Origin of the sequence: Kitasatospora sp. NBC_00374 (genome assembly GCF_041434935.1) — a bacterium.
Taxonomy (GTDB): domain Bacteria; phylum Actinomycetota; class Actinomycetes; order Streptomycetales; family Streptomycetaceae; genus Kitasatospora.
On the sequence record NZ_CP107964.1, the window covers coordinates 8,685,992 to 8,712,723 of the forward strand.

17 protein-coding genes and 2 pseudogenes are annotated in these 26,732 nt (G+C 71.4%); 9 read left to right on the plus strand and 10 right to left on the minus strand.

Annotated features, from left to right (window positions below):
* Positions 1 to 17: 17 nt before the first annotated feature.
* From OG871_RS38145 to OG871_RS38155, 3 genes are all read left to right on the plus strand, one after another.
* Positions 18 to 3,266 carry a hypothetical protein gene (locus tag OG871_RS38145; RefSeq protein ID WP_371503128.1) on the plus strand — a complete coding sequence of 1,083 codons (3,249 nt, stop codon included), beginning with the start codon at positions 18 to 20 and terminating at the stop codon, positions 3,264 to 3,266.
* A 226-nt stretch (positions 3,267 to 3,492) separates the two neighbouring features.
* Positions 3,493 to 3,915 (plus strand): YbaB/EbfC family nucleoid-associated protein, encoded by a 423-nt coding sequence (locus OG871_RS38150; RefSeq protein WP_371503129.1) that lies wholly within the window; start codon positions 3,493 to 3,495, stop codon positions 3,913 to 3,915.
* 52 nt (positions 3,916 to 3,967) lie between these two features.
* Positions 3,968 to 4,336: a hypothetical protein gene (locus tag OG871_RS38155; RefSeq protein WP_371503131.1), complete on the plus strand. Its 369-nt coding sequence runs from the start codon at positions 3,968 to 3,970 to the stop codon at positions 4,334 to 4,336.
* A gap of 337 nt (positions 4,337 to 4,673) precedes the next feature.
* On the opposite strand, the gene OG871_RS38160 is transcribed toward OG871_RS38155, so the two are convergent.
* Positions 4,674 to 5,006: a hypothetical protein gene (locus OG871_RS38160; protein ID WP_371503133.1), complete on the minus strand. Its 333-nt coding sequence runs from the start codon at positions 5,004 to 5,006 to the stop codon at positions 4,674 to 4,676.
* 723 nt (positions 5,007 to 5,729) lie between these two features.
* On the opposite strand from OG871_RS38160, the gene OG871_RS38165 reads away from it, so the two are divergent.
* The 4 genes from OG871_RS38165 (at position 5,730) to OG871_RS38180 (ending at position 16,523) form a co-directional block, all read left to right on the plus strand.
* A complete protein-coding gene (locus tag OG871_RS38165; protein ID WP_371503135.1) occupies positions 5,730 to 13,313 on the plus strand; it encodes a toxin glutamine deamidase domain-containing protein in 7,584 nt (2,527 codons plus the stop codon).
* Positions 13,314 to 13,420: 107 nt separating this feature from the next.
* Complete coding sequence (locus OG871_RS38170; protein ID WP_371503137.1) at positions 13,421 to 14,275, plus strand: IS5 family transposase; 855 nt, start codon at positions 13,421 to 13,423, stop codon at positions 14,273 to 14,275.
* Positions 14,272 to 14,670 (plus strand): type IV toxin-antitoxin system AbiEi family antitoxin domain-containing protein, encoded by a 399-nt coding sequence (locus tag OG871_RS38175; protein ID WP_371503139.1) that lies wholly within the window; start codon positions 14,272 to 14,274, stop codon positions 14,668 to 14,670. Before OG871_RS38170 ends, OG871_RS38175 begins: the two co-directional genes overlap by 4 nt.
* Positions 14,671 to 15,128: 458 nt before the next feature.
* Positions 15,129 to 16,523, plus strand: coding sequence for an IS4 family transposase (locus OG871_RS38180; protein WP_371503141.1), 1,395 nt, complete (start codon positions 15,129 to 15,131; stop codon positions 16,521 to 16,523).
* Positions 16,524 to 16,706: 183 nt separating this feature from the next.
* Here the strand turns inward: OG871_RS38180 and OG871_RS38185 are convergent, their stop codons facing one another.
* The 4 genes and pseudogenes from OG871_RS38185 to OG871_RS38200 form a co-directional block, all read right to left on the minus strand.
* A complete protein-coding gene (locus tag OG871_RS38185; protein WP_371503143.1) occupies positions 16,707 to 17,885 on the minus strand; it encodes an ISAs1 family transposase in 1,179 nt (392 codons plus the stop codon).
* A 116-nt stretch (positions 17,886 to 18,001) separates the two neighbouring features.
* Entirely contained in the window at positions 18,002 to 18,307 is a 306-nt protein-coding gene (locus OG871_RS38190) for a hypothetical protein (protein ID WP_371503145.1), read from the minus strand.
* A gap of 477 nt (positions 18,308 to 18,784) precedes the next feature.
* The gene (locus OG871_RS38195; protein WP_371503147.1) at positions 18,785 to 19,900 is read right to left on the minus strand and encodes a hypothetical protein; all 1,116 of its coding nucleotides are present in this window, start codon (positions 19,898 to 19,900) and stop codon (positions 18,785 to 18,787) included.
* 482 nt (positions 19,901 to 20,382) lie between these two features.
* Positions 20,383 to 20,741 (minus strand): annotated as a pseudogene (locus OG871_RS38200) (transposase family protein); the annotation flags it as partial.
* A gap of 144 nt (positions 20,742 to 20,885) precedes the next feature.
* Here OG871_RS38200 and OG871_RS38205 point away from each other — a divergent pair.
* Positions 20,886 to 21,422 carry a GNAT family N-acetyltransferase gene (locus OG871_RS38205; protein WP_371503149.1) on the plus strand — a complete coding sequence of 179 codons (537 nt, stop codon included), beginning with the start codon at positions 20,886 to 20,888 and terminating at the stop codon, positions 21,420 to 21,422.
* 36 nt (positions 21,423 to 21,458) lie between these two features.
* Here OG871_RS38205 and OG871_RS38210 read toward each other — a convergent pair whose 3' ends face one another.
* Positions 21,459 to 22,298 (minus strand): IS5 family transposase, encoded by an 840-nt coding sequence (locus tag OG871_RS38210; RefSeq protein WP_371503151.1) that lies wholly within the window; start codon positions 22,296 to 22,298, stop codon positions 21,459 to 21,461.
* A gap of 365 nt (positions 22,299 to 22,663) precedes the next feature.
* Between OG871_RS38210 and OG871_RS38215 the strand changes: the two genes are divergently transcribed.
* Positions 22,664 to 23,245: a hypothetical protein gene (locus tag OG871_RS38215; protein WP_371503153.1), complete on the plus strand. Its 582-nt coding sequence runs from the start codon at positions 22,664 to 22,666 to the stop codon at positions 23,243 to 23,245.
* 80 nt (positions 23,246 to 23,325) lie between these two features.
* Here the strand turns inward: OG871_RS38215 and OG871_RS38220 are convergent, their stop codons facing one another.
* The 4 genes and pseudogenes from OG871_RS38220 to OG871_RS38235 all read right to left on the minus strand — a co-directional run bounded on the left by OG871_RS38220 (position 23,326) and on the right by OG871_RS38235 (position 26,034).
* Positions 23,326 to 24,072, minus strand: a complete 747-nt coding sequence (locus tag OG871_RS38220; RefSeq protein ID WP_371503155.1) for a hypothetical protein — start codon at positions 24,070 to 24,072, stop codon at positions 23,326 to 23,328.
* Entirely contained in the window at positions 24,069 to 24,557 is a 489-nt protein-coding gene (locus OG871_RS38225; RefSeq protein WP_371503156.1) for a GNAT family N-acetyltransferase, read from the minus strand. Before OG871_RS38225 ends, OG871_RS38220 begins: the two co-directional genes overlap by 4 nt.
* A 91-nt stretch (positions 24,558 to 24,648) precedes the next feature.
* On the minus strand, positions 24,649 to 25,200 hold the full coding sequence (locus OG871_RS38230; RefSeq protein WP_371503158.1) for a hypothetical protein: 552 nt from the start codon (positions 25,198 to 25,200) through the stop codon (positions 24,649 to 24,651).
* A gap of 4 nt (positions 25,201 to 25,204) precedes the next feature.
* Positions 25,205 to 26,034 (minus strand): annotated as a pseudogene (locus OG871_RS38235) (IS5 family transposase).
* Positions 26,035 to 26,732 lie beyond the last annotated feature (698 nt).

A 26,732-nucleotide genomic window follows, 5' to 3' on the forward strand; every position in this document is an offset into this window, starting at 1 on the left:
CAGGAGCGGGGACGGCAGTGGCCGACTACAACACGGGCGGATTCAGCCAGGGCGACGACGGGGCGGTCTACGGCTCCGCGGGCAGCACCGGCAAGGCCTCCGATTACGACGGCTGGGACTGGAAGCAGATCATGGCGGCCATCAACGGCGGCGCCGCCATGGCCGCGACCTCCGACACGTCCCGGGCTGCCGCGGTGGCCGACCCGAACTCCCTGGTGAACGCCGGGAACGACTTCTACCGGGCACAGCTCGTCCTGGAGATGGTCGCGAAGAGCCTGGACGACCAGTCCAAGGCGCTGGCCGGCGAGGACGGACCCTGGCGCGGCGAGGCGGCGCAGTCCTTCCGCATGGCGATGAGGACCTTCTCCACCCAGGTCGACGCTGTCGCCGGCGTGCTCTCCGGCGGCTCCGCGGGCATTGACTCCATCCCCAACCAACTCGTCGCCAACGGCAACCAGTTGGCCCGCGCGCAGGCCAGGATCCGGGACATCGACGCCTGGTACGCGCAGGAGGCGCAACGGCTGGGCGTCACGGCGATGGGCAACGGGCTCATCCCGGTCAGCAAGAAGCCCGAGATCGTCCGGCTGATGAACCGCGACATGCGAGAGGTGCTCACGAGCCTGGCCGGCCAGTACCAGATCACCATCGACGCCGTCCGCACCCCACCACCCGTCCAGCCGCCGGTCAAGGCCCCGGGCGCGAGTGACCGGCCCGTTCCCCCGGCCATCGGCCCCGGTGCGGGCAGCGTCCCGTCCCCGGCGCCGTTCCCCGGCGGCTCGGCGCCGCGCGTCGCCGACTTCCCCGGCGGTACGGGCGCGGCCCCGCCGCCCGTCCCCGGCCTGCCCGGTACGGCGGGCGGCGGGATGCCGGCAGCGTTCCCGGGCGGCGGCGCCGTGCCCGCCCCGGCAGCGTTCCCCGGCGGCGGCGCGATGCCCGGCATGCCGCAACTGGACGGCGGCGCGGGAAGGCCCCGGGCCTTCCCCGGTCTGCCCGGTGGCGCAGGGACCTGGGGGCTGCCCGCGCTGGACGGGCCGGGCGGTGGTGCCCCGGTGCCCTTCCCGGGCGGCGCGATGCCGACCGCCGGACGCCCGCCCGGCATCGGCGCGCCGCTCCCGTTCCCGGGCGGGACGGGGGCTGATGAGCCCGGAGCCGGTGGCGTCGGTCGGGGAGTGCCAGGGATGGGGATTCCGGGCGCCGCTGTGCCGCTGCCCTTCCCCGGCTCGACCGGTGGCGTCGGCACGGGGAGGGGACTCCCCGGAATCGGTAGCGGCGGCGGCCGTGGGCTGCCGGGTATCGGGGGCGGCTCGCCCCTGTCCTTTCCCGGCCCGTCGACGCCCGGCGCGGGGGCCTCACTGCCGTCACTCGGCAGTGCGGGCCTCCCCAGTGAGGGATCCCTCGCCCGGCCCTTCCCCGGAAGCACTGGGGTCGGCGGCCCGATCGGCTCGGGCGTGGCCACCCCTGGTCTCGGCGGCCTCGACGCAGCCGGCCGGCCGTACGCCGTGGACGCACCCTCCTCGACCCTCGGCTCGGTGCCGGGCGCCACGACGACCGGTGCCGCACCGGCCGCCGCGGAGACCGCGGTCGCCGGCGGAGCGCAGTCGCCGATGATGCCGATGGCCCCGATGATGCCGGGCGGCGCGCCCGGCGGCGCCAAGGACGGCGAACGCTCCGACGCCTCCGGGCTGCTCACCCCCGACGAGAGGCCGTGGACCGACGCCGGCGCCACCCACGCCGAGGACGAGATCGGCGCACCCGAGGGCACCCCGGCGGCCGCGGGCCGCGCCGCGGTCCGCCCCGGCCTGGCCCAAGCCGACGTACCCGCGACGGGCGTTGCGACGGGCGGCGCGGTGGATGCGGCAGCGGCCCCGGCCGACGGCGCCGGCATCGCGGCTGAACCGCTCGACGCCCTCGGCCTGTTGGAGAACGGCGCTGCGCCCTGGTCGGCGACCGACGGGACCGTTGCCGCCACGGAGGGCGCCACCGCCCCGGAAGCCGGTGCGGCGGCAAGTGAGACCTCAGCGGCGGAAGCCGCTTCCGGCACGACGGCGGCCGCCGCGGCGCCGGGCGAGAGGGCCGCCGTACACGTGGGCACCGGCTCGGACACAACTGCCCACGCAGGAGCCGCTGGTGCATCGACGGGTACGGCGCCCGACGCGCAACCGGGTGCGGCTCCGGCCACGGGCACGGCGCTCGGTACGGCGGCAGGCGCCGCCACCGGGCCCGGCGGTTCGACGATGGGTTCGCAGGCCGGAGCCGGTGCAGCGGGCGACGCCACGGTCAGTCAGCGCGCGGTGGCCGCCGCGGGGGAGCCGGCGGTCCCGGTCGCCGTCGCGGTGCATCCGGTCGCGGTGCCCGCGGCCGCGCCTGCCGGCCCATCGCTGAGCACACCTGCTCCTCCTGCAGCGGGAACCGTCGCTCCCGCCTCCTCGGCCACCGGGGGAGCGGCGGCGTCAGCCCATGCCGTCGGCCAGCCGGTTTCGTCCGGGTCCTCGGCTCCTGCCTCGCCCGTCGGCGGGATCCAGCCCGTTGCGGCGCCCGCCGTCACCGGGGCCACGGCAACCGCTTCCTCAAGTCACGCTCCGAGTCGCACCGCTGCTACCGGTGTCCAGTCCGCTCCGGCCGGAGCCTTTGCTCCGGGGGCGACATCCGGCGTCAGCGGCCACGGGACGACCTCGGCCACCCCGGCCGGGCCTGCCACCGAACTCCGACGCGGGGGCGTCCCCGACGGCACGACCCCCGGCCCCGTGGGTGTCGAGGCGTCGGCCGGCGGTGACGGCTCCCACCCGGCGGAGCCGCGGCGTCCGCACCGGACTGCGGAGCCGGCTTCGTTGGAGGAGGTCGCCGCGTGGGACGCCGCTGCCTCCTCCTCCCTCGTTCCGCTGCTCTGGCGGTCACTCGGCGGACGCGGCCGTGCCGAACCGCGTACCGGCGAGAGCGCCGACACCGCGCCGGACGACGACGCCCCCGCCGCGGACGACCGCGCGGCGGACGCCGAACCTGACGGCCCGACGCTCACCAGCTGGCGACCCTCCCCGGTCTGCGCAGCCGAGGGCCCGGCCCCGGACCATTCCCCCCGCTCCGGCCACTGGGACCCGAACGGCGAGGAAGCCGACGAGGACGACCCCTCGGAGGCCTCTGGCGGCGGTGATGCCCCGGGCGCCGACCGGGCCGAGGAACCCGAGGGCAGCCGCATCGCCGAACTCCTCGCCGGCAGCACCACGCAGTGGGGCAGCTGGGACGAGGACGCCGACGGCATCCCGGACTGACCCGCCCCGACCGCCTGCCAGGAGGCCGCCCGCCACCCGTCGGGATGTCGGCGTCCCCCGGGGGCAGCACGCGGTGTACGGAGGTGCCGCGGGGCCCCGGATCGCGGTGGTGCGGCGCCGCGGCCCGGTTGACTGGTGCAGCCGCAGGGAACGCGCTCGCCTTCCCCCCTCGGGCGCGAGCCCCTGCGGCGACGCCGACCGTCCGTTCGCCCCGAGGGAGCCCGCCGTGAGCACGCCGTACGACCAGCGGATCGACGAGCTCATGGAGGAGTACCGCAGCCGCCGGGCAGCCGCCGGCGACCTCCAGCGCCGGCTCCGCGAGATCTCGGCCAGCGCCACGGCCCCCCGCCAGACGGTCAAGGTCACGGTGGGCGCCCAGGGCGAGCTGACCGCCGTGGCGTTTCCCACCGGCGCCTATCGCCGACTTGCCCCCGCTGAGCTCGCCGAGGCGATCCTCGCCGCCGCGCGGGACGCCCGGCAGCAGGCGCTCGGCTTGGCCGGCGAGGCCATCGCGGCGCACCTGCCGCAGGAGGTACCGGCCGTGGACTTCCTCCAGGGCACCGCCGACCTGACGGCGCTGCTCCCCGAGGAGCCGCCCGTCCTCGACGCCGTCCGCGCCTACGTGGAGCGGGGACGGCCACCCGTGTGAGCCGGCCAGGCCGCCACCGGAACCGAACGACGTAGGACGACGAAGGCGTGAGATGACCGACCAGCTGTCCGTGGACACCGACGCCATCGCCATGGCGACCCCCGCCGTGCGCGCCCTCGCGAGCGAGACCCGCGACGTGTCCACGAGCCTGATCGCCCGGCTCTCCGCCATCGGGCCGGCCAAGTGGGACGACCCGATCGGACAGGCCTTCACCGAGCAGTACGAGTCGGCCGCGCGCTCCCTGCAGCAGGGCTTCGAGGACACCTCCACCGTGATCGCCCGTACCGCCGACGGCGTGCACGGCATGGCGAAGGGCTTCGAACGCACCGAGCAGAACAACCTCGACGCCATCCGCGTCCACGGCGTCCCGCACGACACCGGCGCCCGTCCGGTGAAGGCGCCCACCGTCGGCCGGAAGTGAGCTGATCCATGGGCGTCGAAATCCCCTCGGAGCTGAACTGGCTCGTCCAGGTCACCGCGGGCCAGGACTGGCCCAAGCCGGACGAGGACAAGCTCGGCGCGATGGGCAGGGCCTGGGCCGACGCCTCGGTGGCGCTGGGACGGGTCGCCACCTCGGTCGACCCGGTGACCGCCCGCGTCCTGAACGGCGTCCGCGGCGCGGCGGGAGCCGAGTTCAGCTCCTTCATGGGACGCCTGGGGCAGGGCATCCCCGCGATGTCCCGGGGAGCCGGCCAGGTAGGCCGGATGAGCGCCAACACCGGCCTGCAGGTCGGCTACGCGAAGTACATGATCATCGCTCAGACGGCCTGGCTGGCCGCTGAGATCGCCGCCCTGATCCAGTCCCTGTACGGGGCGGCGCTGGTCCCGGCCCAGGTCGCGGCCGTCCGGTGGAACGTCCAGATGATCCTCCGGCGCGCCTTCACCGCCGTCATCACCGAGACCGTCGCCCAGGCCGCGATCGACGCCGCGGTCCAGGGTGTGCAGTTCCTCATGGGCGTGCGCGCCGAGTGGGACACCGCCGCCACCATCGGCGCGGTGGAGATGGGCGCGATCAGCGGCGCCATCGCCGGTCCGATGGTCATCGGCGCGGAGATCACGGCCCCGAAGCTCGCCGCCAACATCGTCGGCATGGCCGGGATCCACGCCACGACAGGCGTCACGGTCGGAGCCGTCTCCAACGCGGCCTTCGACGCCGGCCAGGACCTCGGGCTGGCGGCCGCGGCCGGGGCCATCGGCGGCGCGGCTGGCTGGCGGCGCAGCGGTCATGGCGGGGCGCCCGCCGTGGAGAAGATCGCCGCCGGGTTGGACGATCTCGTACCGGTGGCGGCACCGACGGAGAGCCCCGCGGCGGGCGGGCACGGCGGGACCTCCACCGGGCCCGTCACCGAGCCATCGGGCGCGGTGGAGGGCTCGGCTGGCGGGTCTGGCGTGGCCGGCTCGGGCGCTGAACCCGGTGCGGCGATCCCGGCGACGGCCGGCCCGGCGACCGGCACGGAGGCGGGCTCGCCCGGCGCCGTCGCCGCCGGCTCTCCGGGTGGATCGCCCGCAGTCGCCGAACAGCCGGTGGCCGCCGGTGCCCCGGCAGCCGTCACCGCGCCGCTGGGTGTCGGGGCGCCAGGTGCCGCGACGCCGGGCCGGGCGGGGAGGCCGGTGCGGCGGCCACCTCAGGGGCAGGGCGGCTGGCCACGTCGGCGTCCGGTGGCGCCTCGGAAAGCGCGTCCGACGGCGCCGCGGGAGCCGCCCGTGCGCGCGAGGCCGCGATCGGGTCGGGTGCCTCCGCCGGCGCGACGACCCCGGCCACCGCGGGCGCGGGCCGACCGCTCACCGAGAATCCGGGCGCCGTCGGGCACCGCGTGGACGCCGACGCGTCATCCGCGACCGGCCTGCCCGGCCTGGAGGCACCGGCCGGCCGTGCCGCCGCCGAGGCGTCGGCCGCCAGGTCGGCCGGCCAGACCGCAGCCCCCGCGCAGACGCCGGCGCCCGTCCACGTACAGCCGCCTGCCCAGGCACAGGGGACCGCCGGCGCCCCGCCCGAGAGCTCGGCCACCACCGGACCCGCGGCAACGGTTCCCGACGGCGCCGCCGGTCCGCGGACACCCGGCACGACCGACGGACTCCCGGACAGCGCGGCGGCGGGCACCCCCCACCTGCGGGATACCGTCACGCAGACCCCGGGGCCCGCCTCCACCCCGGGCGCCGTCGACACGGCCACCCCCGGCAGCCCGTCGGAGCCGTCCGCGAGCGTGTCGCCCGGTACGCAGGCCCCGCCGTACGCCGGACTGCCGGGCCTCGGCGAGCCGGCGACCACGGCCCACGGCCCGCAGACGCCGAGCACGCCGAGCACGCCGATCACTCCGAGCACCCCCGGCGCCGCCGACGGGACGGCGGACGGTGCGCCCACGCCCGACCGGGGCGAGACGGGTGCCGCAGTCTCCCCGACGGCAGCCGACAGCGTGGCGGGCCGTCCGGCGATGGCCACCGACGCGGCCGCGTCGGCCGGCCGGGCGTTCGGCGACTCGGAGCGCGGTGAGAGTCGGTCAGCCGCCTCGGCGCCCTCAGCCGAGCCGTCCACGGGTGCGTTCCGCGCGCCCGAGGCGATCGCCGCACCGACGGCGCACACCGGCCCGGCCGGGACCGTCCCCACCAACCCCGGCGGTGGTTCAACCGTCCCCCGAGCCACCGGGCCTTCCACGGCCCATGCCGAACCCGCGGGTCCGCCCGTTGCCGCCCATGCCGCGGACCGTGTCGGCGCCCCCGACCGGATCGCCACCTCCGGTGGTGCGCCGCGCGCAGCTGATCCCCTCGGCGCCTTGCCGGGCTCGACGCCGGGCGGTCGGGACACCGATCGCACCGGAGCGGCGACCGCCACCGCCCTGCGCACCGAGGCCGGCCCTCCGGCGTCGCAGGCGGGGGTTTCCGGTCGTCTACAGACCGCGTCCGCCGCCAGCGGTCCGGCCGCACACGAGCTGTCGGAGCCAACGCCTCTGGCAGCCGACGCGGTTGAACACTCGGGTGTCACGGACCCGGATCCGAACCCCCACCACCCCCTGGACCCGGAGCCGGGCGGGCCCGAGCCGGACCACGTCCCGCCCGCCGACACTCCACCCGCGCACCAACCCGATCCCCGCACCCCCGAGTTGGTCCCACCGCCCGCCTACACCGACCCGACATCCGGGCAACGGCAGCACTGGGAACAGGCCCAGCGCGGCCTCTACGAGGAGTACGACGCCAGGCTCGACCAGGCCGCCCGGACCTGGACCGCCGAGGCGGAGGTCCGGACGCGCCTGGACGAGGCGTTCACCGAATGGTCCCTGCGGCTGCCCGACGGGACGCCGGACCAGGTGGCCTTCGCCGTCCGCCGCCGGGCGGGCGACCTGGTGGCGGCCGAGCTGGCGGAGCACCCGGCAGAGCGGGACCGGATCCTCCAGGACCTGCCCGGACGGCTGGAGTTGGCCGGTTTCCGCGAGGCCGCCGTCCGGGTCGGCATGGAGCGTTTCGATCGGGTGGCCGACTCCTGGGGCCACCGGCTCACCAGCGGCAGCGAGGGCTCGCCGGGGGCTGCGCCGGACCTGCCGCCCGAGGCGCTGGACCGGGTCCGCACGCACATGGCCGCCGTGTTCCGCGAGCGGCTGGAGACGGCCGCCGCGGAGACGTACCGCACCCCCTCGGACGTCCGCGGGGGACTCGACGCCCGGACCGCGCTGGGCGAGGAGAGACTGGCGTCGCTCACGGGCGGGCTGACCGCCGACCTCGACCTGCGGGCCGGGTACGAGGCGGCGGTCGGCGGCGCCGAGCGGATGGTCGACCAGGCAGCCGTGCACTGGCGCACCGCCCTCGACCCGGTGGACGCCACCCTGCTGGAGCAGACCGGCGTCACCTCCGACGCCCAACTGTCCGAGGCCAGCCACACCTTGCTCGTCGACCGGCTGCGGGACGGGCTGGCCGCGGACTTCGCCGAGGTGTTCGGTTCCGCGGAGTCGACCGCCGAGTTCCACGGCGATCTGCCGACCGCCGTTACGCAGTGGAACGACCGGTTCGCCTCCCGTGCCGAGGAGCTGCCGGGGCAGTTTGCGCTCCAGGCCGCCCGCGAAGCGACCATCACCGCCGCCGTCGACACCGTGCGCGCCGGCGCAGAGACCTGGGCCGAGCGCGGGCGCCCGCGGGTGGACGCCGAGGCGGCCGAGGCGTTGGGCATCCCGGCGACCGTTCCGGAGCGCACCGTCGACGCGGTCGCCGCCGCCGTCGCGGCCGAGGCCGACCAGCGCCTGATGCGCGCCGCCGAGGGCGACCCGGTCCAGTGGGCCGAGACCCGTGACGGGCTGACCGACCCGGCCCGGATCCACGACCTGATCACCCTCCAATCGGCCCGCGAGCAAGCGGTGTTCGGTGCGGACGCTGCCGCCCGGGCGGCCGCCGCCGCCCCTGCCGGAGGCCGCCCGCTGTCCGCCGACTCGTCGGACCGGGTGCGCGAGGCCCACGCCGAGCGCGTCCGGACGGCCTTCGACGAGATCTTCCCCGACCCGGACGCGCTGCGCGGTGACGGTCTCGCCGAACGGCTGGAGAGCTGGCGGGAGCGCCGCGAGGCACTCGACGCCGAGCTGACCGTCCGGGCCGCGTTCGAGTCGGAGGTGGTGCCCGGGCTGGAAGCGGCGCTTCGCGGCTTCGACCGGCTCGCCGAGGGCCGCGACGTCCAGCAGCACGAACTCTCCGCGCTCAGGGAGGAGTTCGGTGAGGACTGGTTCACCACCTACCGGGAGCACTGGGGTCCGGCCGGTCTCGACCGCGACCGCTGGCTGGCCCACGAGGCAGAGCACGAGGGTCGGTTGCTGTCCACCGAGGCCCACCCGGCCGAGGCCGATCCCGATTCCGCGGGCGGGCAGCTGATCCGGCGCCCGCCGGGGGCCGGTCCGGACGTCCCCCTGACCCTCCCCGCCGACGTGGCCGCCACCGTCCCCGGCGATGCCCTCGCCTCCACCGGTCCCCGGCCCGTGGACCCCGTCGTGCCGCCTTCCGGCCGGGCTGTCGAGTCGGCGGACCATCCGTCGGACCGGACCGTGGAGTCCGTCGCGCTGCCCTCGGACGCCTCCCGGCTGCCGACGATGGGCGCCGGGGAGCGTACCCGGTTCCTGGTCTCGCTCTCGGACGAGGAGCGCCGCGTCGTGGCCCGCGATCCGGAGATCGTGGACGGGCTGTACACGTCGCTGCCGCCCCGGGAGTTCGCCCGGGTGGCGGCCGACTTGATGGTGGCCGTGGACCCGCGGACCGAACGCCCCGTCAGCGCCCGGCAGGAGGCCCGCGACCAGCTCGCCCGGATGCTGCAGGATCCGGACGTCGCCCGTCGCATGCTGCTGGACGGCGCGGGTGCGACCGTGGTGCCCCGGGACGTTCCGATGACCGAGGTACCGGACTTCCGGCACCTGGCCGGCCGGAGGGCCGGTGGCGAGGCCGGCGGCGGTCGCGGCTGGGACGAGGTCCGTGGATCCGGCGCGCTCCGGGCGGCCGTCACCGAGGAGAACCTGCTCGGCGAGCACACCACCGTCGGCCGCACCCCGTCCGCGTACCCCGACGGATACTCGACCACCACCCACGAATTCGCCCACACGATCCACGACTTCGGCCTCACCGACGCCGACCGGGGGCTCGTCTCGCAGACGTACCGCGCGAAGATCGAGCTGGACCACCTGACGTCCGTCTTCGGCGAACCGAGCCCGGTCGCCTGGTCGGACGGCGTCCGCCAGCTCGACAGCGGTGCCCCCGACATCTACGCGGCTCGGAACGAGCGCGAATACTTCGCCCAGGTCACCAATGCCTACCTCGGCACCAACCACGGAACCGACCCGTTCACCGGTGGCACCAGGAACAACGGCCCGCAGTGGGTCCGGCAGCACGAACCCGAACTCCTGCCCCTCCTCGAACGCCTCTACGGCCCCGACCCGGAGACCCTCGTCCGACACCCCGAGGTTGCCCCGGCTCACGTGGAGGCCTTGAGCCGCTCTGCTGGGAGGGAAGCCACCCCTCCGGGTGACCGTTCGACGGATCCCGCCGGTGCGCACGCCGGAGCCCCTCGTGCGGACGGCACGGATGGTGTCCACCACCTCCGCGAGCTCGACGGATCTCGCCAGTCGACCGAACCCGGGCGCCTGCGGCGCAGGACGGAGAACGACGGCCCGGAGCTCACGTTCGAGCACAACCCGCCCCTCGACCCGGCCTCACGAGGCGAGAGGGCCGGCACCAAGCGCAAGCGGACAGAGGAGCACACCGACGCGACCCAGGTCCGTTCGTCCGGAAAGCAGACCGTGCCCTACCCCGAGGCGTCCCGGGCGGCTGCACGAGAGCACGCGGTTACCCATGACGGTGAAGTGCACGCTCCAGAGGCTCGGCGCCCCCGCTTGGCCACGCCCACCAGCACCCGCGATCTTCTCGAGCGCTCTTTGCTGCCACCCACGTTGGAGCAGGAGCACGCCCTGCAGGCCCACCTCGCGCATCTCGGTGTGGCCGACACGGACCACCGACAGGTGACCTCGGACCTGTTGGCACACGTCAACCCGAACATGGGGGGTCTCAACTGCGTCGAGGCGAACCTCGCGCTGTGGGACCTCCTGGACGGCGCGCCCCGCGTAGCGGGCACTCTTCCGAACGCCCAACCGGAGCGTCACGCGGTCTGGGTGGTGTCGCGCACACTCGGCCCCGCCTGGCACTACGGCCGCGGTCTGGATGGAGTCGAACGCGTCGTCGCGTTGCTCAGGGAGGCGGGGCCGCTGGCACGAGCCCTGCTGCTCACCGCGCGGGAGGACGCCGTCGGGCACGTACTCACCCTCATCCACGAGCCCACCGGGTCGATCAGTGTGATCGACCCCCAGTGGCACGTCGTCGAGCCGTACGACTCGGCGGCACATCTCCTCGCCGGCCGGCCGGGCGAGGCCGAAGCGAACATCTGGGCCCATGTCCGGACCTTCGAGGGTGAGCTCCTCAGGGGCGGAGGTACATACGACGAGTCGCTTTACCACGCCAGCTCGGATGTCGTCCCGCTGCCTGCGTTCGGTACACGGGACGACGGAACGCTGCGGGTGTTCCGGCGATCGCCGATCTTGACGCGCCCGGAATGGCGCTTGGCGGCTGAGCGGTTCGAGCGGACGGTGGCTGAGACAGCCCACTTCCTCACCACGGTCACCGGGAGCAACAACACGGTCACACGGGCTCTGTTCAAGCTGCGCTCGGTTCTCCACCAGCACTTCGAGCCGACGATCGACGGCCTTGGCGCCTCGTTCACCAAGGAGGACGTCGCCAGCGCCGGGCAGGTCGGACGGCGGCTCACCGTCTATGACCACGCCGAACTTCTGGAGTCCGGGAACCCTCGCGAGAAATTCACGGCTCTCTACAACGCCCTCTACTACAACTCGGACGAACCGGGCGCGATGACCTTCAAGGCTGTGATCCAGTCCATCCTGGCACGGCAGGACTGGGCCGCTGCCGAGCGACTGGGGCTCGACGTGGAAGCCCTTCGTCTCTACTCCCGGCACATGGGCAGTACGGTCGTCGAGCTGATGCGAGGCGCGACCGGAGTCATCGCACCGCAGGTTCGGCACATCTTCGACAACGATCCCCTCGCGCTCGGCCGCCTGTCGACGTGGCGCGGAGAGTGGAGGGCCGATGCGCTGGAACTGGCCATGAGCCAGATCGGACGCCGCGAGCGGTCCTCAGACGAACAGCTGTGGGTTCCGAGGAAGCTGACGCCGCGGGACCTTCTTCTCGCCAGTGCGGAGCTCAGTGGGCGAGAACTTGCCTTCCTGGAGAGGAACGCCGAACTCATACGCATCGTCGGCATGGACCTGGTGGACGTGCCGCTCAGTGAGGTCCCCCGCTTGGCCGACGGGAGACCCGACGCGGACGTGCTCATGAGTCGGTACCCAGGTGCGGTGGAGGTGAAGTACACCCGGGCAGAGGAAGACGATCACTCGGCCACGGTCAACCTCGCCTCCGTTGCCGTGGTGGTGGAGCGCCGCGAGTCCCTCGATCTGCGAGCTGCGGACCTGGACCCGGAGTTCGCGGGGCCGGAATTCCCGCTGCAATCTATCGAGGGTCGCGCCAGATTCGAGATGGACGAGAACTCCCAATGGGTGCGCGACGTGCAGGGCAGGGGCTTCCCCATGATTTCTGGCGTATCCGGGACGACCACGCGAATGCTCAGTGCCTACGACTGGCTCAACGTGCCCGACTCGGCATCGGAGGAGTTCCTCGTCGGGCTCATTTCGTGGATGGTGCCGGCGCGGGACCATTCGCTGTACGAAGTCCTTCGGGGTGCGCAGCTGGCAGGGTTCCAAGGATTCGACGGGCGTCGATTTGACCTCACGGATGCCGTTTCCATGTATCGCACCCTCGATGCGCTGGGCGAATTCTTTGCGCCGTCCGTACTCCGCGCGCGCAATGGAGGCCTGATGCCGGACGAGGAGGTATATCTGCAGGCGGCGGCGGCCGACTTTAGGGACCAGGGGTTCATCGAGAACGGGCCTGTCGAGATTAGTTATGCCAATGATCTGCTCGGCATGCAGCTCAGTGATCGGTTCGACCCTGACGACCTCAGACGGCTCCTGGATTGGTTGGGGCGTAATGGGACCCCTATCAGCGAGCTCAGGAGCCGGATCACTCCCGCCCATGTGATGGCCATCATGGCGTACACCGGATCGTCGCATCAGATCATCAACTTCGTCGTGGAGAGTACTCTGGGGGGTATGGGGAGAATCGCAGGAGAAGGAATTTCCTCCATGGTTCTCGACCGAATTCTCGGGAAGCTGATCGACGCGCGGTTGAAGGATTTTGGCACGGAAATGCCCGCGCTTCTGATGAACGCCCGCGAGTTCGCCGGCGCTGTGCGAGCCTACGAGCATCTGTTCACATTCTTGGACGACGAGGAGGGGAACCCGAAGCCTGACGTCGCCGAGCAGCTCTCGTTGCTCCGGGACGAAATGATGGCGACCAAGACGCGCCTGCTGCCGCAGATCATCGATGAAGCGCGGGTCCATGCGGACATGCTCATCAGTGCCTTGCAGAACCTGCCCGCCGCGAGGGACATGACGGTCTGGAGGGGGGACTGGGCTGTGACCGGATTGCCGGTCTCGAGCATGTACAGCGGGGACCGCTTCGCGGCCAACACGTTCGCCAGCGCATCCAGAGACAAAGCGACGGCGTTGAATTTCGCCTCGAAATACGGGGGCGCCCATACGCGACCGGTGGTCCTGGAGCTCGCTTTGCGAGGCGGCAGTGGCCGCGATATCGACGCCTTCTCGCTGAACGGCCAGGAAGAGGAGGTCCTGATGCTCCCGAATGCCTCGTTCCAGGTCACGGGCCGAGATTTCGAAACCTTCTTGAGCGGGCCCTTGAGAGGGAAGAACTATGAACTCATCCAGGCCGAGGAAGTGGTTGCCGAGACCGAGATTTAGATCTCAGAGGGTGTTATGTCCATTTCTGAATGATCTGGTGTCGCCCGTTCCTGGGTACGGAGTCGTTCAGGCTGACCACGGTGTCGTGTGCATGATGGGCTCGGGGCATGAAACGAATGCCGTACTCAACGGACTTGTCCGACGGACAGTGGGCCTTGATCGAGCCGCTGGTCACCGCCTGGAAGCAGGAGCGAGTGTCTCGCTCGGCGACCGGGGACCCGGGCTCCTGCGACCTGCGTGAGGTCGTGAACGCGCTGCTGTACCAGAACCGGACCGGCTGTCAGTGGCGGCTTCTGCCGCATGACCCACCGCCCTGGTCGGCGGTGTTCTACTACTTCACCCTGTGGCGCCAGGACGGTCTTGACCAGCGGATCCAGGAGATCCTGCGCTGCCAGGTGCGGGAGCGGTCCCGGCGATTAGAGGACCCGTCCCTGGTGATCATCGACACCCAGTCCGTCCGCGTGGCGGCGGGGGTGCCGAAGGAGACGACGGGACTGGATGCGAACAAGAAGACGCCCGGCAGGAAGCGGGGACTGGCCGTCGACGTGCTGGGCCTGGTCATCGGGGTGGTGGTCCTGGCCGCCAGTGCGCACGACAACGAGGCCGGCATCGCTCTGCTGGACCAGGCGGCCGAACGGTGCGGGATGCGCCTGGAGAAGGCCCTGGTCGACCAGGGCTTCAAGGACGCCGTGATCATCCACGGGGCGTTGAAGGCCATCACCGTCGAGGTGGTCCGGCGCAAGCCCGACGACCAGGGCAAGGGCTTCGTTCCGCAACCGAAGCGGTGCATGGTCGAGCAGGTCAACGGCACCCTCATGCTCCACCGGCGCCTCGCCCGCGACTACGACCACCGGCCCGACAACGCCGCCTCCCGCGTCTACTGGGCCTCCACCGCGGGCATGCTCCGCCGCCTCACCACCCCCAGCCCCGCCTGGCGCGACGACGTCGAGCTGGCCGCGTGAACGTCACCGAACTCCTGCGGCTGTTGCAGGCCGAACACGACGAGACCGCCTCACGCGCCGACTGCCTGCGCGAACAGATCGACCAACCCACCAGCGCCCCCGCCGAGGTCGAGGCCCGCCTCGCCGAGATCGTCACCACCGGCAAGGTCATCGACGGCCTCACCCCGCCCGACCGCGCACCATCTCCCGAGGGATCCGCCACCGTCTACCAGCGCATCGTGACCGCCTTCAACCAGCGCCCCGGGCAGGTCTTCCGGGTTCGCGACCTACACGAACTCCTCGGGCTGCCCACCGACGAGCCCTCGATCAACGTCACCCGCTCCCGCCTGGGACGACTCGTTCGTCAGGGACTCCTCGCCCAACCTGGACGCGGCCGCTACCAGAAACGGACTTAACGTCCTCTCAATCGTGGCCGTGTCAGCGCTGAGTCCGGTCGCCCACAGGCCCTCTGTGTCCTGAGGGATCCAGCCCTCGCGGGGGACAAACCGGAACCAGACCTTGATCTTCTCGACCGCGTTCCCCATGGCGCCAATCATGCGCGGACCGCCCGTGGCGTCTTGCACCGGGTCTGAGCTTGTTCTTTGTGGTCTGGCCTTGATCGGCGCAATTGTCGGAGCTCGGCTGCAGGCGACAATCGTCCGCCAGAGATCAACTATCAGCCCACCCGCGTGATGACCGCATCACTGGCGTCGCTGGTACGGAAGTCATAGAGCTCAACGCCGTTGCGTTTGGCCGGTGGATGGTTCGTCAAGCCGGTGATCAGTGAGAACGGGACCCCTGGTAGATCACTTGTGTCGAGCAAGATGATCAAGATTCAGGGGTCCCGTTGCAGGAGAAGTCTGTCATCACGCGTGTGGTCTCCGCGGCTGGGGGTGTGTTCGCGCCGGGGCATCTGGGCGAGTTGACCCAGATCGTGGACTTCGAGCTGGTCGATGCGGTGCTGGAGGAGACCGGGGCGCGGGAGAGGCGGCTGCGGCTGCTGCCGTCACGGGTAGTGGTGTATTTCGTCCTGGCCCTGGCCTTGTTCGAGGACTGCTCCTACGTGGCGGTGTGGAACAAGCTCACCGCGGCCCTCGGCACACTCGCCCCGGTCCGTCCGGCCGCGTCCTCGCTCGCACGGGCCAGGCGCCGGGTCGGAACTGCTCCGCTGCGACGGTTGTTCGAGATCCTGGCCGGGCCGGTCGCCGGCCGCGGTCAGGCCGGCTCCTTCTACCGGGGTCTGCGTACCGTCGCCATCGACGGCACCTTCCTGCACGCCCCGGACACCGAGCAGATCACCTGGCGCTACCCCAAGCGGATCGGGGACACGATCGAGTTCGGCTACCCGCTACTGCGGCTGCTCGTCATCGTCGAATGCGGCACCCGGGCCGTCCTGGCAGCCTGCTTCGGCCCCGAGAGCACGGGCGAACTTCCCTATGCCCAACGCCTGCTGGACTGCTTGGACAGCTCGATGCTGTTGCTCGCGGACGCGAACTTCGACGCCATCGACTTCCTGCACGACCTCGACGACACCGGAGCCCGCTTCCTCGTGCGCTCCTCCGCCCGTCGCTGCCCGGTCATCCAGCAGCGCCTGCCCGACGGTTCCTACCTGGCGACCCTCAACACGGCCGTCTACAGGGCCGGCGTCGGCTACCGGCTCCTGCCGGTCCGGGTGATCGAGGCATGGATCACCGTGACACTGGCCGACGGCACCACCCGCAGCGAGCCCTGGCGCCTGGTCACCAGCCTGCTCGACCACGAGCGCTACCCCGCTCGTGAACTGGTGGAGCTCTACCACCGCCGCTGGCAGGTGGAGACCTGCTACTTCTCGATCAAGGCGACCATGCTCGACGGCCGCGTCCTGCGCTCGCGCAGCATCCCAGGCCTGGACCAGGAGGTCTACGCACTCCTGGCGACCTACCAGGCACTCATCCGCACCGCCGCCGACGCCGCGGCCACCCGGCCCGGCCTGGCCATGGAACGGATCAGCTTCACCGTCCTGCTCCAGTCAGCCGCCGACCAGGTCACCATCGCCGCCGGCATACACGCACAGGGACCGGCCGACCTCGTAGGCGTGATCGGCCGAGCAGTCCTGGCCGGCCTCCTGCCCGCCACGCGCCGCCAGCGAGTCAAGGCCCGCAGCCGCAAGAACCCCACCAGCAAGTACGGGCCAAACGCGGGAAAACGCCCGCAAACCTCCCAGAGCTACACCGTCACAGCCGAGATCCACGTCATGGAAGCCGGACTTGCATCACGACACCGCTCGTAAACGCAACGGCGTTGTCATAGAGCTCGTAACACGATCTTGTGGCTGTGGGGCTGGTGGGCCGTGTCCAGTCTGACGATTCGTCCGTTGGGGGTGGCGTGAGTGCACCGTGTGGGGATGGCGCTGCTCGGTGGGTGCTCGTCGATCTCCTCCCTCGCGGAGGGCGCGCGCAGGGCTGATGCGTTCTCAGGCTGCGAGACGAAGCAGTTCGAATGCGTGGGCGGGCCGTGACCGGTAGTGGTCGGTGGCTGCGGCGAGGTTCGTCCAGCCGGCTTGGCGCATGAGGCCGATGGCGAGGTTGCGCACGGTGGCCATGGCGCGAGGTGCGGTGCCGGTGCGGATGCGGGAGGCGTCCTCGGCGAAGGTCACGTCTCGCACGTGGTGCAGAGCCTCGACCGACCAGTGCCCGCGGATCAGGGCGGCAAGCTGAGCGGGGGTGGCCTGTGAGGGGCTGAGGCTTGTGACCGCGTAGATCGTCTTCGTGCTGGTCCTCCCGGTGCGACGGTTGGTCCGGCGGCGCTTGATCTCGATGGCCTGTTGGGCGTGTGGGAAGAGCAGGCCGGGGCGGACGGTGCAGACCTTCAGGCGGCGGATCTCGCGCCGACCGTGGCCGGTGTCCCTCGTGCGGTCCTGCAGCGGGATCTCGCGCCAGGGCAGCGCCTTCAGCTGTTTACGCAGTTTCTTCTGATTCCCTTTCACGATCAGGATGTAGTGGCCGCCCGCGGCCAGGACGTGCTCGGCGTGGTCGCGCTGGGTGTGCATGGCGTCGGCGGTGATGACCACGCCGCGCAGGTCAAGCGGGTCCAGCAGTGGTACGAATGCCGGTATCTCGTTGCTCTTGGCCTCGATCTGGCGCTGGGCGATGACGGCCTGGCTGTCGTGGAGGACGGCGGCGAGCAGGTGCACGGCGGTGCCGTCGGTGCGGCTTCCGCGCACGGTCTTGCCGTCCACGGCCAGCCCGGTCGGCACGGGTGAGGGCTCGGAGACGGGATCGGCGGACAGCCGGGCGAGCCATGCGCCCACGGCGTCGTCCAGGGCGTCACCGTCCAGGCGGGCCAGGAGCCGGCCCAGAGTCGTGGCGGCCGGCGCGCGCTTCGGGAGCCCCAGGCGCCTGCGGACGTCCGGGCTGCTGTCGGCCTCGAAGCGCGCGATGCAAGCCAGCGATGTCGCGCCGCTGAGCACGGCGACCAGGCACAGTGCGAGCAGGACGCCGAGGCGGTAGCGGCGGCCCCGGACGCGGCGTGGATCCGGGACCCGGTCCAGCACTTCAGCCAGCGTGTGCAGTTCGGACAGCTCCGCGGGCGGGCACGGCAGGTCGACGTCCTCGCAGTGGCGCAGGAGGACGTCGATCAGGGAGGATGGCACGCGAACGCGACCCCTGTTCATGATCTATGGCTTCGACAACCTTGATCATCAGGAGTCGCGTTCGTCGTTTCCAGTCGGGCCAATCACCCGTAACCGGCCATACCCAGCCGAGCCGCTCATCTCGACAGCTGAGAACGCATCAGCCCTGGGTCGAGGGTCATCTTCTGGCCGTCCGTCACCAGGTTTCCGGCGACCTTGACCGAGGACAGCGAGGCCATCGCGTCGCGGGCCTGCTTCTCGATCTCGGCGGCGGTCAGCTTGCCGGTGTCCAGGTGCCCGGCCGCGCCCGCACTCGTGGAGGAGGTCGCCGCGGGGGCGGACGCGGTGGCGGCGGCCGGGGCCTTGTCCTGGCCGCACCCGCTCGCTCCCACGATCAGGGCCGAACAGGCGACGGCGGCGGCGACAAGACGCTTCGAGAGCATGGGCTTCCTTCTCCTCAACTGACGTGGGCAGGGGCCAGTATGGGGCCGAACGGGGTACCCCCGTCGCGAACATCCCGCCATGCGGGAACTGGACGCGAAACGGGCCGTCGGCCGGACCGGGCAGGCCGGCGGCGTCGGGCCGGGCGGCCACCCGCCGACAGACCGCCGTTCACGATGCGGTGGGGACATGCCGTCGACCCGTCGAGGCCGGTGCCCTGCACCGGCTCGCCGCCGACCGCCCGGACGAACCCTGACAGCCGCCCGCTGCCCCTGGAACGTCGTCCGCCCGGCGGCATAGCCCTGTGCCGCGCTACTGTGACCGGCGGCGCCCGCCGGGCACGAGACGCACACCTCACCCCGTCGGGCGCCGCCGCACACCCGCCCCGGCCGGCCACCGCCCGTGCGCACCCCTTCTTCTTCGCCCCGGCCGACAGCGGCCGCCCGCGCGGACGGCTGTCAGCCGGATCCGATGGGCGGTCAGTCCGCGGTCCCGGCCACCGCGGTGGCGACGGTGTACAGGCCACGGCCGGTCCGCTGCGCCTGGCCGGCCTTGGCGAGGCGCTCGAGGCGGGTGCGGACCGCGTTGACGTTCGACTCGAGGACGTCCAGGCCGAGCTGGTCGGCCACGTCCCGGGCCCGCAGCGGTCCGGATGCCTCGGACAGCACCGCGAGGACGACGGCGGCGTCGGTCAGGCCCTGCCGGCGGTCGGCCGTCGTCCGCCGCCCCCGCGTCCTTGCCGCCGGGGCCGGGCTGTCGGCCGGGCCGGTCTGCGCGGGAGCCACGGCGGCCGCCCGGGACGTGCCGCTCCTCGGAGCCCGCTTCCCGGTGGTCTTCTTGACGGTGGTGGCCGCGGCCTGGGCCGGGGCGGAGACCTCGCCCGTCGCCACGGCCGTCCTGCGGGCCGCCTTCTTCGCGGGCTTCGCGGCCGCCGGCGAGGCCTTCGCCCCCGCACCCTGGACGGGCTTCGACGTCTTCCTCGCCGCGCGCTTGGCCGTTCCTCGGGCCGGGGCCTTCCCCGCCGGGGTTGCGGTGGCCGGTTGCGCGTCCTGCTCCGGTGCGGGAGCGGCGGCGGCCTTGGCCGCCGTGGCGGGCGTGGTGGGGTTCTTCGCCCGCGTCCTGCGGGTGGAAGCTGCCTTGGCCGGTGCCGCGTCCGGTGCGCCCGGGGCGGCGGAAGCCGCGGCCGCAGTGCTCTTCCTGGCGGCTGGGGCCTTGCGCGTGGTGGTGCGCTTGCGGGCGGGCTTCGCCCCCTCGGGCTCGGGTGTGGGTGCGGCGTTTGTGGCGGCCTGCTCGTCGGCTCCGGCATCCGCCGCCGCCGCGTCCGTCGCGTCGGGCTCGGCCTGTGCTTCCGGCGCCGCTGCCACCATCACGGCTTCCGGTGCGGCGGGGGAGGGGTCGCCGTGGTCGAGCAAGGTGTCTGCCAGCGCTGCGAGGCCTTCCAGCACGCTGACCATGGCCCTCTCCTGCGCGATGACGGCCGCGAGCTGCTCCTCGAGGTGGCGGCGCCGCTCTCGTACGGCGGGCAGCTTCGCCTCCAGCAGGCCGAGGGTCGATCCCACACCGCTGTCCGCGCCGAACGTGCTGGGGTTTGCCACAACCACTCCTACCGGATCGTCAGTTACCGCTCGTAGCAGCCGAATGTACGGCCCCCACCCGCAGATTCCAGCGATTCGCCGGAAATTCCCACCCAGGGAGGGCCCGCGCCGCGATCCCTTCCGGCACAGGGCCGTCGCGGTGATGCCGGCCGCCGGAACCGGACCTCGGGTTCGCCTCCGGAGCCGGGCACCGGATCCGGTTGCCGGGCCGGGCCGTGCCCTGTGGGGTGTGCGCTCGTTGGTTTCGGCGGAGCGCCCCTGCGGGGGCGCGGCAGGGCGCCGTCGTGCGGCGGCCCGGGACGACACCCCACGGCCCGGGCACCTCGCGCGTCGGGCCCGGGGCGGCCGGACGTACACACCGGCCGCCCCGGCACACCGCGGGACGGTCCGCGCGGGCCCTGAGCCCTCCGGCGGTCCGGGTCCGCCCGGCTCATCTGGGCCGTTTCTTCCCGGCCGCTGTCCCCGGGGCGCGGCCTGCCCCGTAGCCGCGCCTTGCGGTGCCCCGCTAACTCCTTGACCGCGCGGAGCCGAGTTGGTCGGCCAGGCGGTTGGTGCGGCGCTGGTAGCGCTCCACGACGCCGGGGACCTGTTCGCGGAACGTCTGCCGCGGGCAGCCGAGCACCGGGCAGACCAGGCGCCGGACCCGCACCGACGCCACGACCCGCCGTCCATCCACCGGCACGTCCGCGACCACCCGCCCGTGGAAGCCATGCACCCGCCCCGTCGGCTGCCCGCACACCGGGCACGGCACCGGATTGTCCCGGGTCCGCGCCGACACCCGGATAACCTCGCCCTCGTCCGTCACGCCCTCGACGACCAGGGCCGACAGTCCCGAAAACACCACACTCACAAGCTCATTGACATCGCGCACACCATGCCAACGACGGCCGTCACCCTTCGTTACCACCGATTACGGGCCAGAGCCGTTAATTGGACACTCCCCCCGTGGCACGACAGCGCGTTCGCCCGTGAGATGGTTGCTGTCATGACAGTTGGCGCGACTCCGGGCAGCGAGGTTGTACTCGAGACGAGTCGCCTGCTGCTCAGACCTTGGCGGGTAGCCGAGGCTGTCGTCCAGCGTGAGCTGTGGACCGAACGTGATCCACGAGTGCCGCCGCACCGCCGAATCGACGCGGACGGACACCCCACGGTCGCGGAGCTCGAGGATTCGATCCGCACTAACCAGCTGTGGTCGATCGGGTTGCTGGCGGTCGAGCGGAAGGCCTCTCGTGACGTCATCGGCTACTGCGGGCTGGTCGACAGCGGGCGAGGATCGGTAGGGGAACCGGAACTGGCATTCGAGCTGCTACGCCGAGTTTGGTGTCAGGGATACGCGACTGAGGCCTCGTTGGCGGTTCTGGAATGGGCGAGATCGTCTGGGTTCGAACGTCTGTGGGCCACAGTCTGGGACTGGAACACCGCTTCTCGCCGTGTGCTGGCCAAGGTCGGCTTCACCGAGACCGAACGGAAGGAAGTGGACGCGGTGTACGGGACCACCCTGTTCACCACGAGACGGCTCTGAGAGGGCATTTGGTGAGAGTAGTTTGCCCTTTATGTCCTAGTAGGTGCCTCGCCAGGTTGGTGTGCTCTCGTCCGTTATGCGCTTGGTGAGGTTGTCGATCGAGGCTATGTGGATCATGGCCTCGGAGCTGGCCGGGAGGGTCTCGTAGTCGCGGGCGAGGCGCCGTCTCTGCATGATCCACCCGAGGCTTCGTTCGACCACCCACCGCCTTTTCACCACGTGAAATCCGGGGACGTCGGACTTCCGGTGAACGACCTCGACGTCGATTCCCAGGCTGGCTCCGTGCTCGACCATGGCGTTCTTGAAGCCGGTGTCGACCCAGCTTTTGGAGATGCTCGGGTAGGTCTTCTTGGCCTGGTTGAGGAGGTGTATTCCCACGGCGTTCTCGGACAGGCCCGCGGCAGTGACGGTCACGGCGAGGATCAGCCCGATGGTGTCGGTGAGGATGCCGCGCTTCCGGCCGACGATTTTCTTCGCGGCGTCGGTTCCCTGGCTGGCCAGGGGCACGTTCGTGGAGGTCTTCACACTCTGGGTGTCGATCACGGATGCTGTCGGCTCGGGGTTGCATCCCTCCTTCACGCGGGCCAGGCCGGTCAGGTCGTAGTTGAGCTGGGCAAAGATTCCCTCGTCCCGCCAGGCGGCGTAGTAGGCGTAGACGGTGCCATGGTTCGGGAAGTCGTGCGGGAGGTACTTCCAGGGGATTCCCGTGCGGTTGACGTAGAGGATCGCGTTGAACACGTCGCGCAGTTCGACCTTTGCCGGCTGTCCGGTGGGCCTGCGGTCGAGCCGTGCTTTCCTCCAGGCCGTCAGTTTCGGCTCGATCAGGGCCCATCGGGCGTCGGACAGGTCACTGGGGTGCGGCTTCCGCTGGCTCACGACACAGCGTCTGCATGAACGTGGCGGAAGGCTCTGTTCCGTTGCCCCATGGGCGGTTCTATGACTTCTTCAAACCAGACGGACTTCCAGGCTCAGAAGCGGATGAGACGGACAGTCATGCTGGTGGCCAGGGCGAGGACAGACTTCCTGTATCAGGCACATCATCACGAATGCGGTCAGGAATGAAAGCCGCATGACGGAACAAAGCTCTCTAAACGCCCACTCAGAGGGCGTTCTGAACCGCTTTACCCGATTCGACCGCTGGCTTGGGTCAGGTGGGCTGGTGGCGCGGAGTGACGGAGTTGCCTGGGCGGTGCCGGGCGAACGGGGTCGATTCTATGCTGACGGTCGTGCAGGTACTGGGTATGAGCAGTGAGGACGAGATGGTCGCCTGCTTCTTGCGCGGCGAGCTGTCCAGTCGGAGGTTCGGCCAGAACCTCCGGTCCCACCTGGCGGCAGCCGGACAGACCGAGCAGTTGCTGACGCATCCGGACCTCTCCGACACTGGAGCGAACTTCGCACGTCGCGCTCTGCTCGCTGCGACGCGCGGGTACGGCGAGAACTGCGACCTGTTCGAGAACTTCCCCACTCAAGTCACGTGGACCAGGGCACTCCTGTCCGCCGACGAGGCCGCCAGAGTCCGCTACCTCAACTATTCCTACTGGGTCGAACTGTCGGGTGGCAGCCGCCGGCCAGCCGACGCGGCCTCACGCATCAAGGCAGGGATACGGGCGTTCGACGTTCCCAACGAACCGTTCGTCGACGCAGCCCACGCGCTCATCGGAGGCGAGCGGTTTCCTCCGCTCATCCTCCTCGGTGAGAGTGAGGACAATCTGGTCTGCCTTGAGGGCCACCTGCGCCTGACCGCCCACGCCCTCGTTGGCTTCCAGATCGACATCGAGTGCCTGATCGGCACCGCGCCGACCATGGGACGCTGGGCGCAGTAGTCGCACCAAGCTCTCGGCGCCCCAGATGAACCTTGGAGGACGCTCTGAGCCGCTTTGCCCGATTGGACTGTTGGCTCGGGTCAGGAGGGCTGGTGGGCTGGGGAGTCCGGGTGGGTCCGCATCAGTACCAGGTCATCGCCCCAGGCGTCGAGCACCGCCGCGTGGCCGGCGGTCCGGGCAGCCGCCTCGACCTGGGCGAAGAGCCGCTGCTGCGGCGCCACTTCGCCGGTCGCGGCGATCCGGGCGACGGTGTCCAGCAGCGCGGCGCTCTCCCAGCCGGGCAGCGGGAACCGGTCCAGCTCCCAGGCCAGATACTTGTTGTAGGGGCGTGGTCGGCGGTTCAGGGCGAAGAGCAGGTCGAGCAGGAATCCGACACTGACGGTCGCGTCGAGGTGGCCGGCGAGCGGGTTGCCATCGCGGTGGTTCTTGACTGAGCGGTAGAGCGAGTTGGCGTAGGCGTCCAGCAGGGCGGCGGCGGACCGGAAGGCCTCCTCGGCGCCGAGCCGCCCCATCGCGGCGACGATCCGGGTGACCTCCCCGTCGCGGCGGTCGACCAGCACCCTGGAGCGGGCGATGGCGTACCGCTCCCAGTCGGCGGGCCGGCGGAACCGTTCGAGGGTGGTGACGACCAGGTCGAGCTGCGCGGAGCGGTAGCCGTCGAGTGCAGCCAGCTCGCTCGCCGCGTCGTCGGCGAGGATGACGTAGAGGTCGTGGTCGGAGTGACGGGTGGTCATGCCGTCGTGGGCCTGGGAGCCCTTGACGACGAGTCCGACGACGGCCTGGTCGGCCGTCGCGTAGGCGACGAACGCCGCGAAATCCAGCGTCACGCCAGGTCCTTGCGCATCAGCGTGCACATCGTCTCGTACCGCTGGAGCGAGCCGTCCTCGGCCTCCACGTCCCAGGAGTCGAGCTCGTGGCCGAAGGCCCGGTAGCCCAGGCGTTCGTAGAGGGCGCGGGCGCGCGGGTTGCTCTCCTCGACGCCGAGTTCGGCGTGGGTCAGGCCCCGGGCTCCGATCCACTGCTCGGCGGAGCGGATCAGCAGCGTTCCGATCCCGCAGGACTGCAGGGCCGGGTGGACGCCGAGCTGCCAGAGCATGCCGGCGCCGGGTTTGACCGTGTAGTCGATGCCGCCGACCGCCACCGGGAGCCCGACCGGCGTGCACACCGCAAGGTAGTCGATCTCGCCCGCCTCGGCGCGGCGGATCTGGTGGACGAGCTCGCGCACGTGTTTGGGGGAGCCGGCCCAGCCGCAGGACGGCAGGTCCGCGTCGGTGAGGCCGCGCACCGACAGGTGCAGCCTGATCTCGGTCATCGCCGCATCCCTTCGACTCCAACAGCCGCCGTCTCCTATTTCAGCAAGCCCGTCCCCGTGCCGTCCAAGGGGTTTCGGACCGGCCTCGACGTCAGCCGGAGGGGCCTGCGCTCGCGACCGGGGCCGGGCGTCGGCGAGGCGGGGCGTCCGGGGGCAGCACGGCGGCGCCCGTGGGCGGGGCGCCAGCCCGATTCAGCCGCCGGTTTGGGGCAGGTGGGCTGGTGGTGCTCGGGCGGTGCTGGGTGAACAAGCCGGGTTCGGGCTCGGTGAGGACGCCGAGGCTGACCAGGCGCTTGAGCTTGTGCCGGGTGCTCTCGATGTTCTTCGGCATGATGGCGAGGTCGAGGCGCTCGCACAGGTCGCGGGCGCGCATCGGCCCGGCGGTGTCGGCGAAGACGGTGAGGATCCGCTGGTAGGCGGGGTGGTCCGGCAGGGCTGGCGGCGGATCGGTCGGTTCCGGGGTAGTTGGGGGTAGGGCGAGAAGTGTTTTGCGGGTCACCGCCAGGTTCTCCATCTCCTCGTTGGGTTCACGCAGGCTCGCGGTGAGCTCGTCGATCTGCGTGCGGAGCTGTTCCGCGGTGGTAGCGAACTCCCGCTCGCGTGCCTTGATCCGCTCCAGGAGTGGTGTGATCTGGGCGTCCATGCGGTCACCCGCGGCAGGTGGGCGTGGTCTGACCGGTCAGCCGGCGCACTATCACGTCGATCATGGCCCAGCGCATCCTGGACTCCGAGGACTTCGGCCTGCTCTCGTAGTCCCGCACGAGCCGCCTGAACAGCATAAGGATGCCGAGCGTCTGCTCCACGATCCACCTCTTGGCCTGCGGGACGAAGCCGGCGTCCTTGTCGGCGGGGTTGCGTTCGACGATCTCGACGTCGATGCCGACCGCGGTGCCGTACTCGACGACGGCCTTCTTGAAGCCCTGGTCCACCAGCGCCTTCTTGATGGTGCCGATGGGGGCGACCTGGCCGAGCAGGGCGATGCCGAACGCGTTGTCGTGGGCGCTGGCGGCCAGGATGGTGACAGCGATGACCATGCCGAGGACGTCGACCGCCAGTCCGCGCTTGCGGCCGGGCATCTTCTTGGCCGCGTTCTTCCCGGTCGTGGCCGCGGGCACGTTCACCGCCGCATGGACGCTCTGCGTGTCGATCACGACCTGGCTTGGGTCTTCCGATCGCCCGGCCTTCTCCCGGACCTGCCAGCGGAGCAAGTCGTTGATCTTCACGTCCGTGCCGTCGTCGCGCCAGGCCGCGAAGTGGTAGTAGACGGCCGACTTCGGCGGCAGGTCGTGTGGCAGGTAGTCCCACTGGCAGCCGGTCCTGCCCTGATACAGGATCGCGTTGACGATCTCCCGTATCTCGTATCGGCCCTGATGCCCAGTCGGAGACGGGGGTCGGCCTTCCACGCCGCGATCACCGGCTCGATCAACGCCCACCGCTCATCGGACAAGTCGCTCTTGTAGGGCTTGCGGTCACTCACCCGGATAGCCCAGCAGGACCAAGCCGCGCGACCGGCCTGTACCGCCAAAGCCCACACGATCAGGTGACCACAAGACGGTCATACCGGCTCAGAACGTCCTCTGACAAGACAAACGAGGCCCTGACCTCCAGCGGAGAGATCAGCGGGCCCCGGCGTCCGGCGCCCTCACGACCACAGCCGAGCGGGTGATCGAACACTCGTGGTCCGAGCCCTTCGCAGGGTGCACCTCTCTCACTTCTCCGGGACGCCTCCGAGCTCCTGCACAGACCGAGGCCCCTGCGGTCAGCTGGGGTCATCCTCCACCACCCGGCCCCACCCAGGGGGTGATGTCGCGCATCGCCATCTCCGGCTTCCCGACTGCGTACGTGCGCCGACGGCGGCGGCTCCAGCGACAGACGGTCTTGCTCGCAGCGGTCGATGAACCAACGCGCGCCTCGGCACGTGACCGGCGTGTCCTCCTGGCCACGATGTTGACCGGTACGGGGGCAGGCCCGCCGGCGTCGGGCGGGACAGCGGCCCGGGCCTGTGGAATTGGGCCGAACGACCTGCCTGCGGGTTCTGCTCTTCGCTACGCTCGGTGCGCGGCCCGCGCTGCGGTCGTGCAGTCGTCTGGAAAGTAGTTCCGGTCTGTGGCAAGTGTCCTGCGTGTCATCGAGGTCCCCGACGAGGCCGCCCCCGACCGCGGTATCCCCGACGAC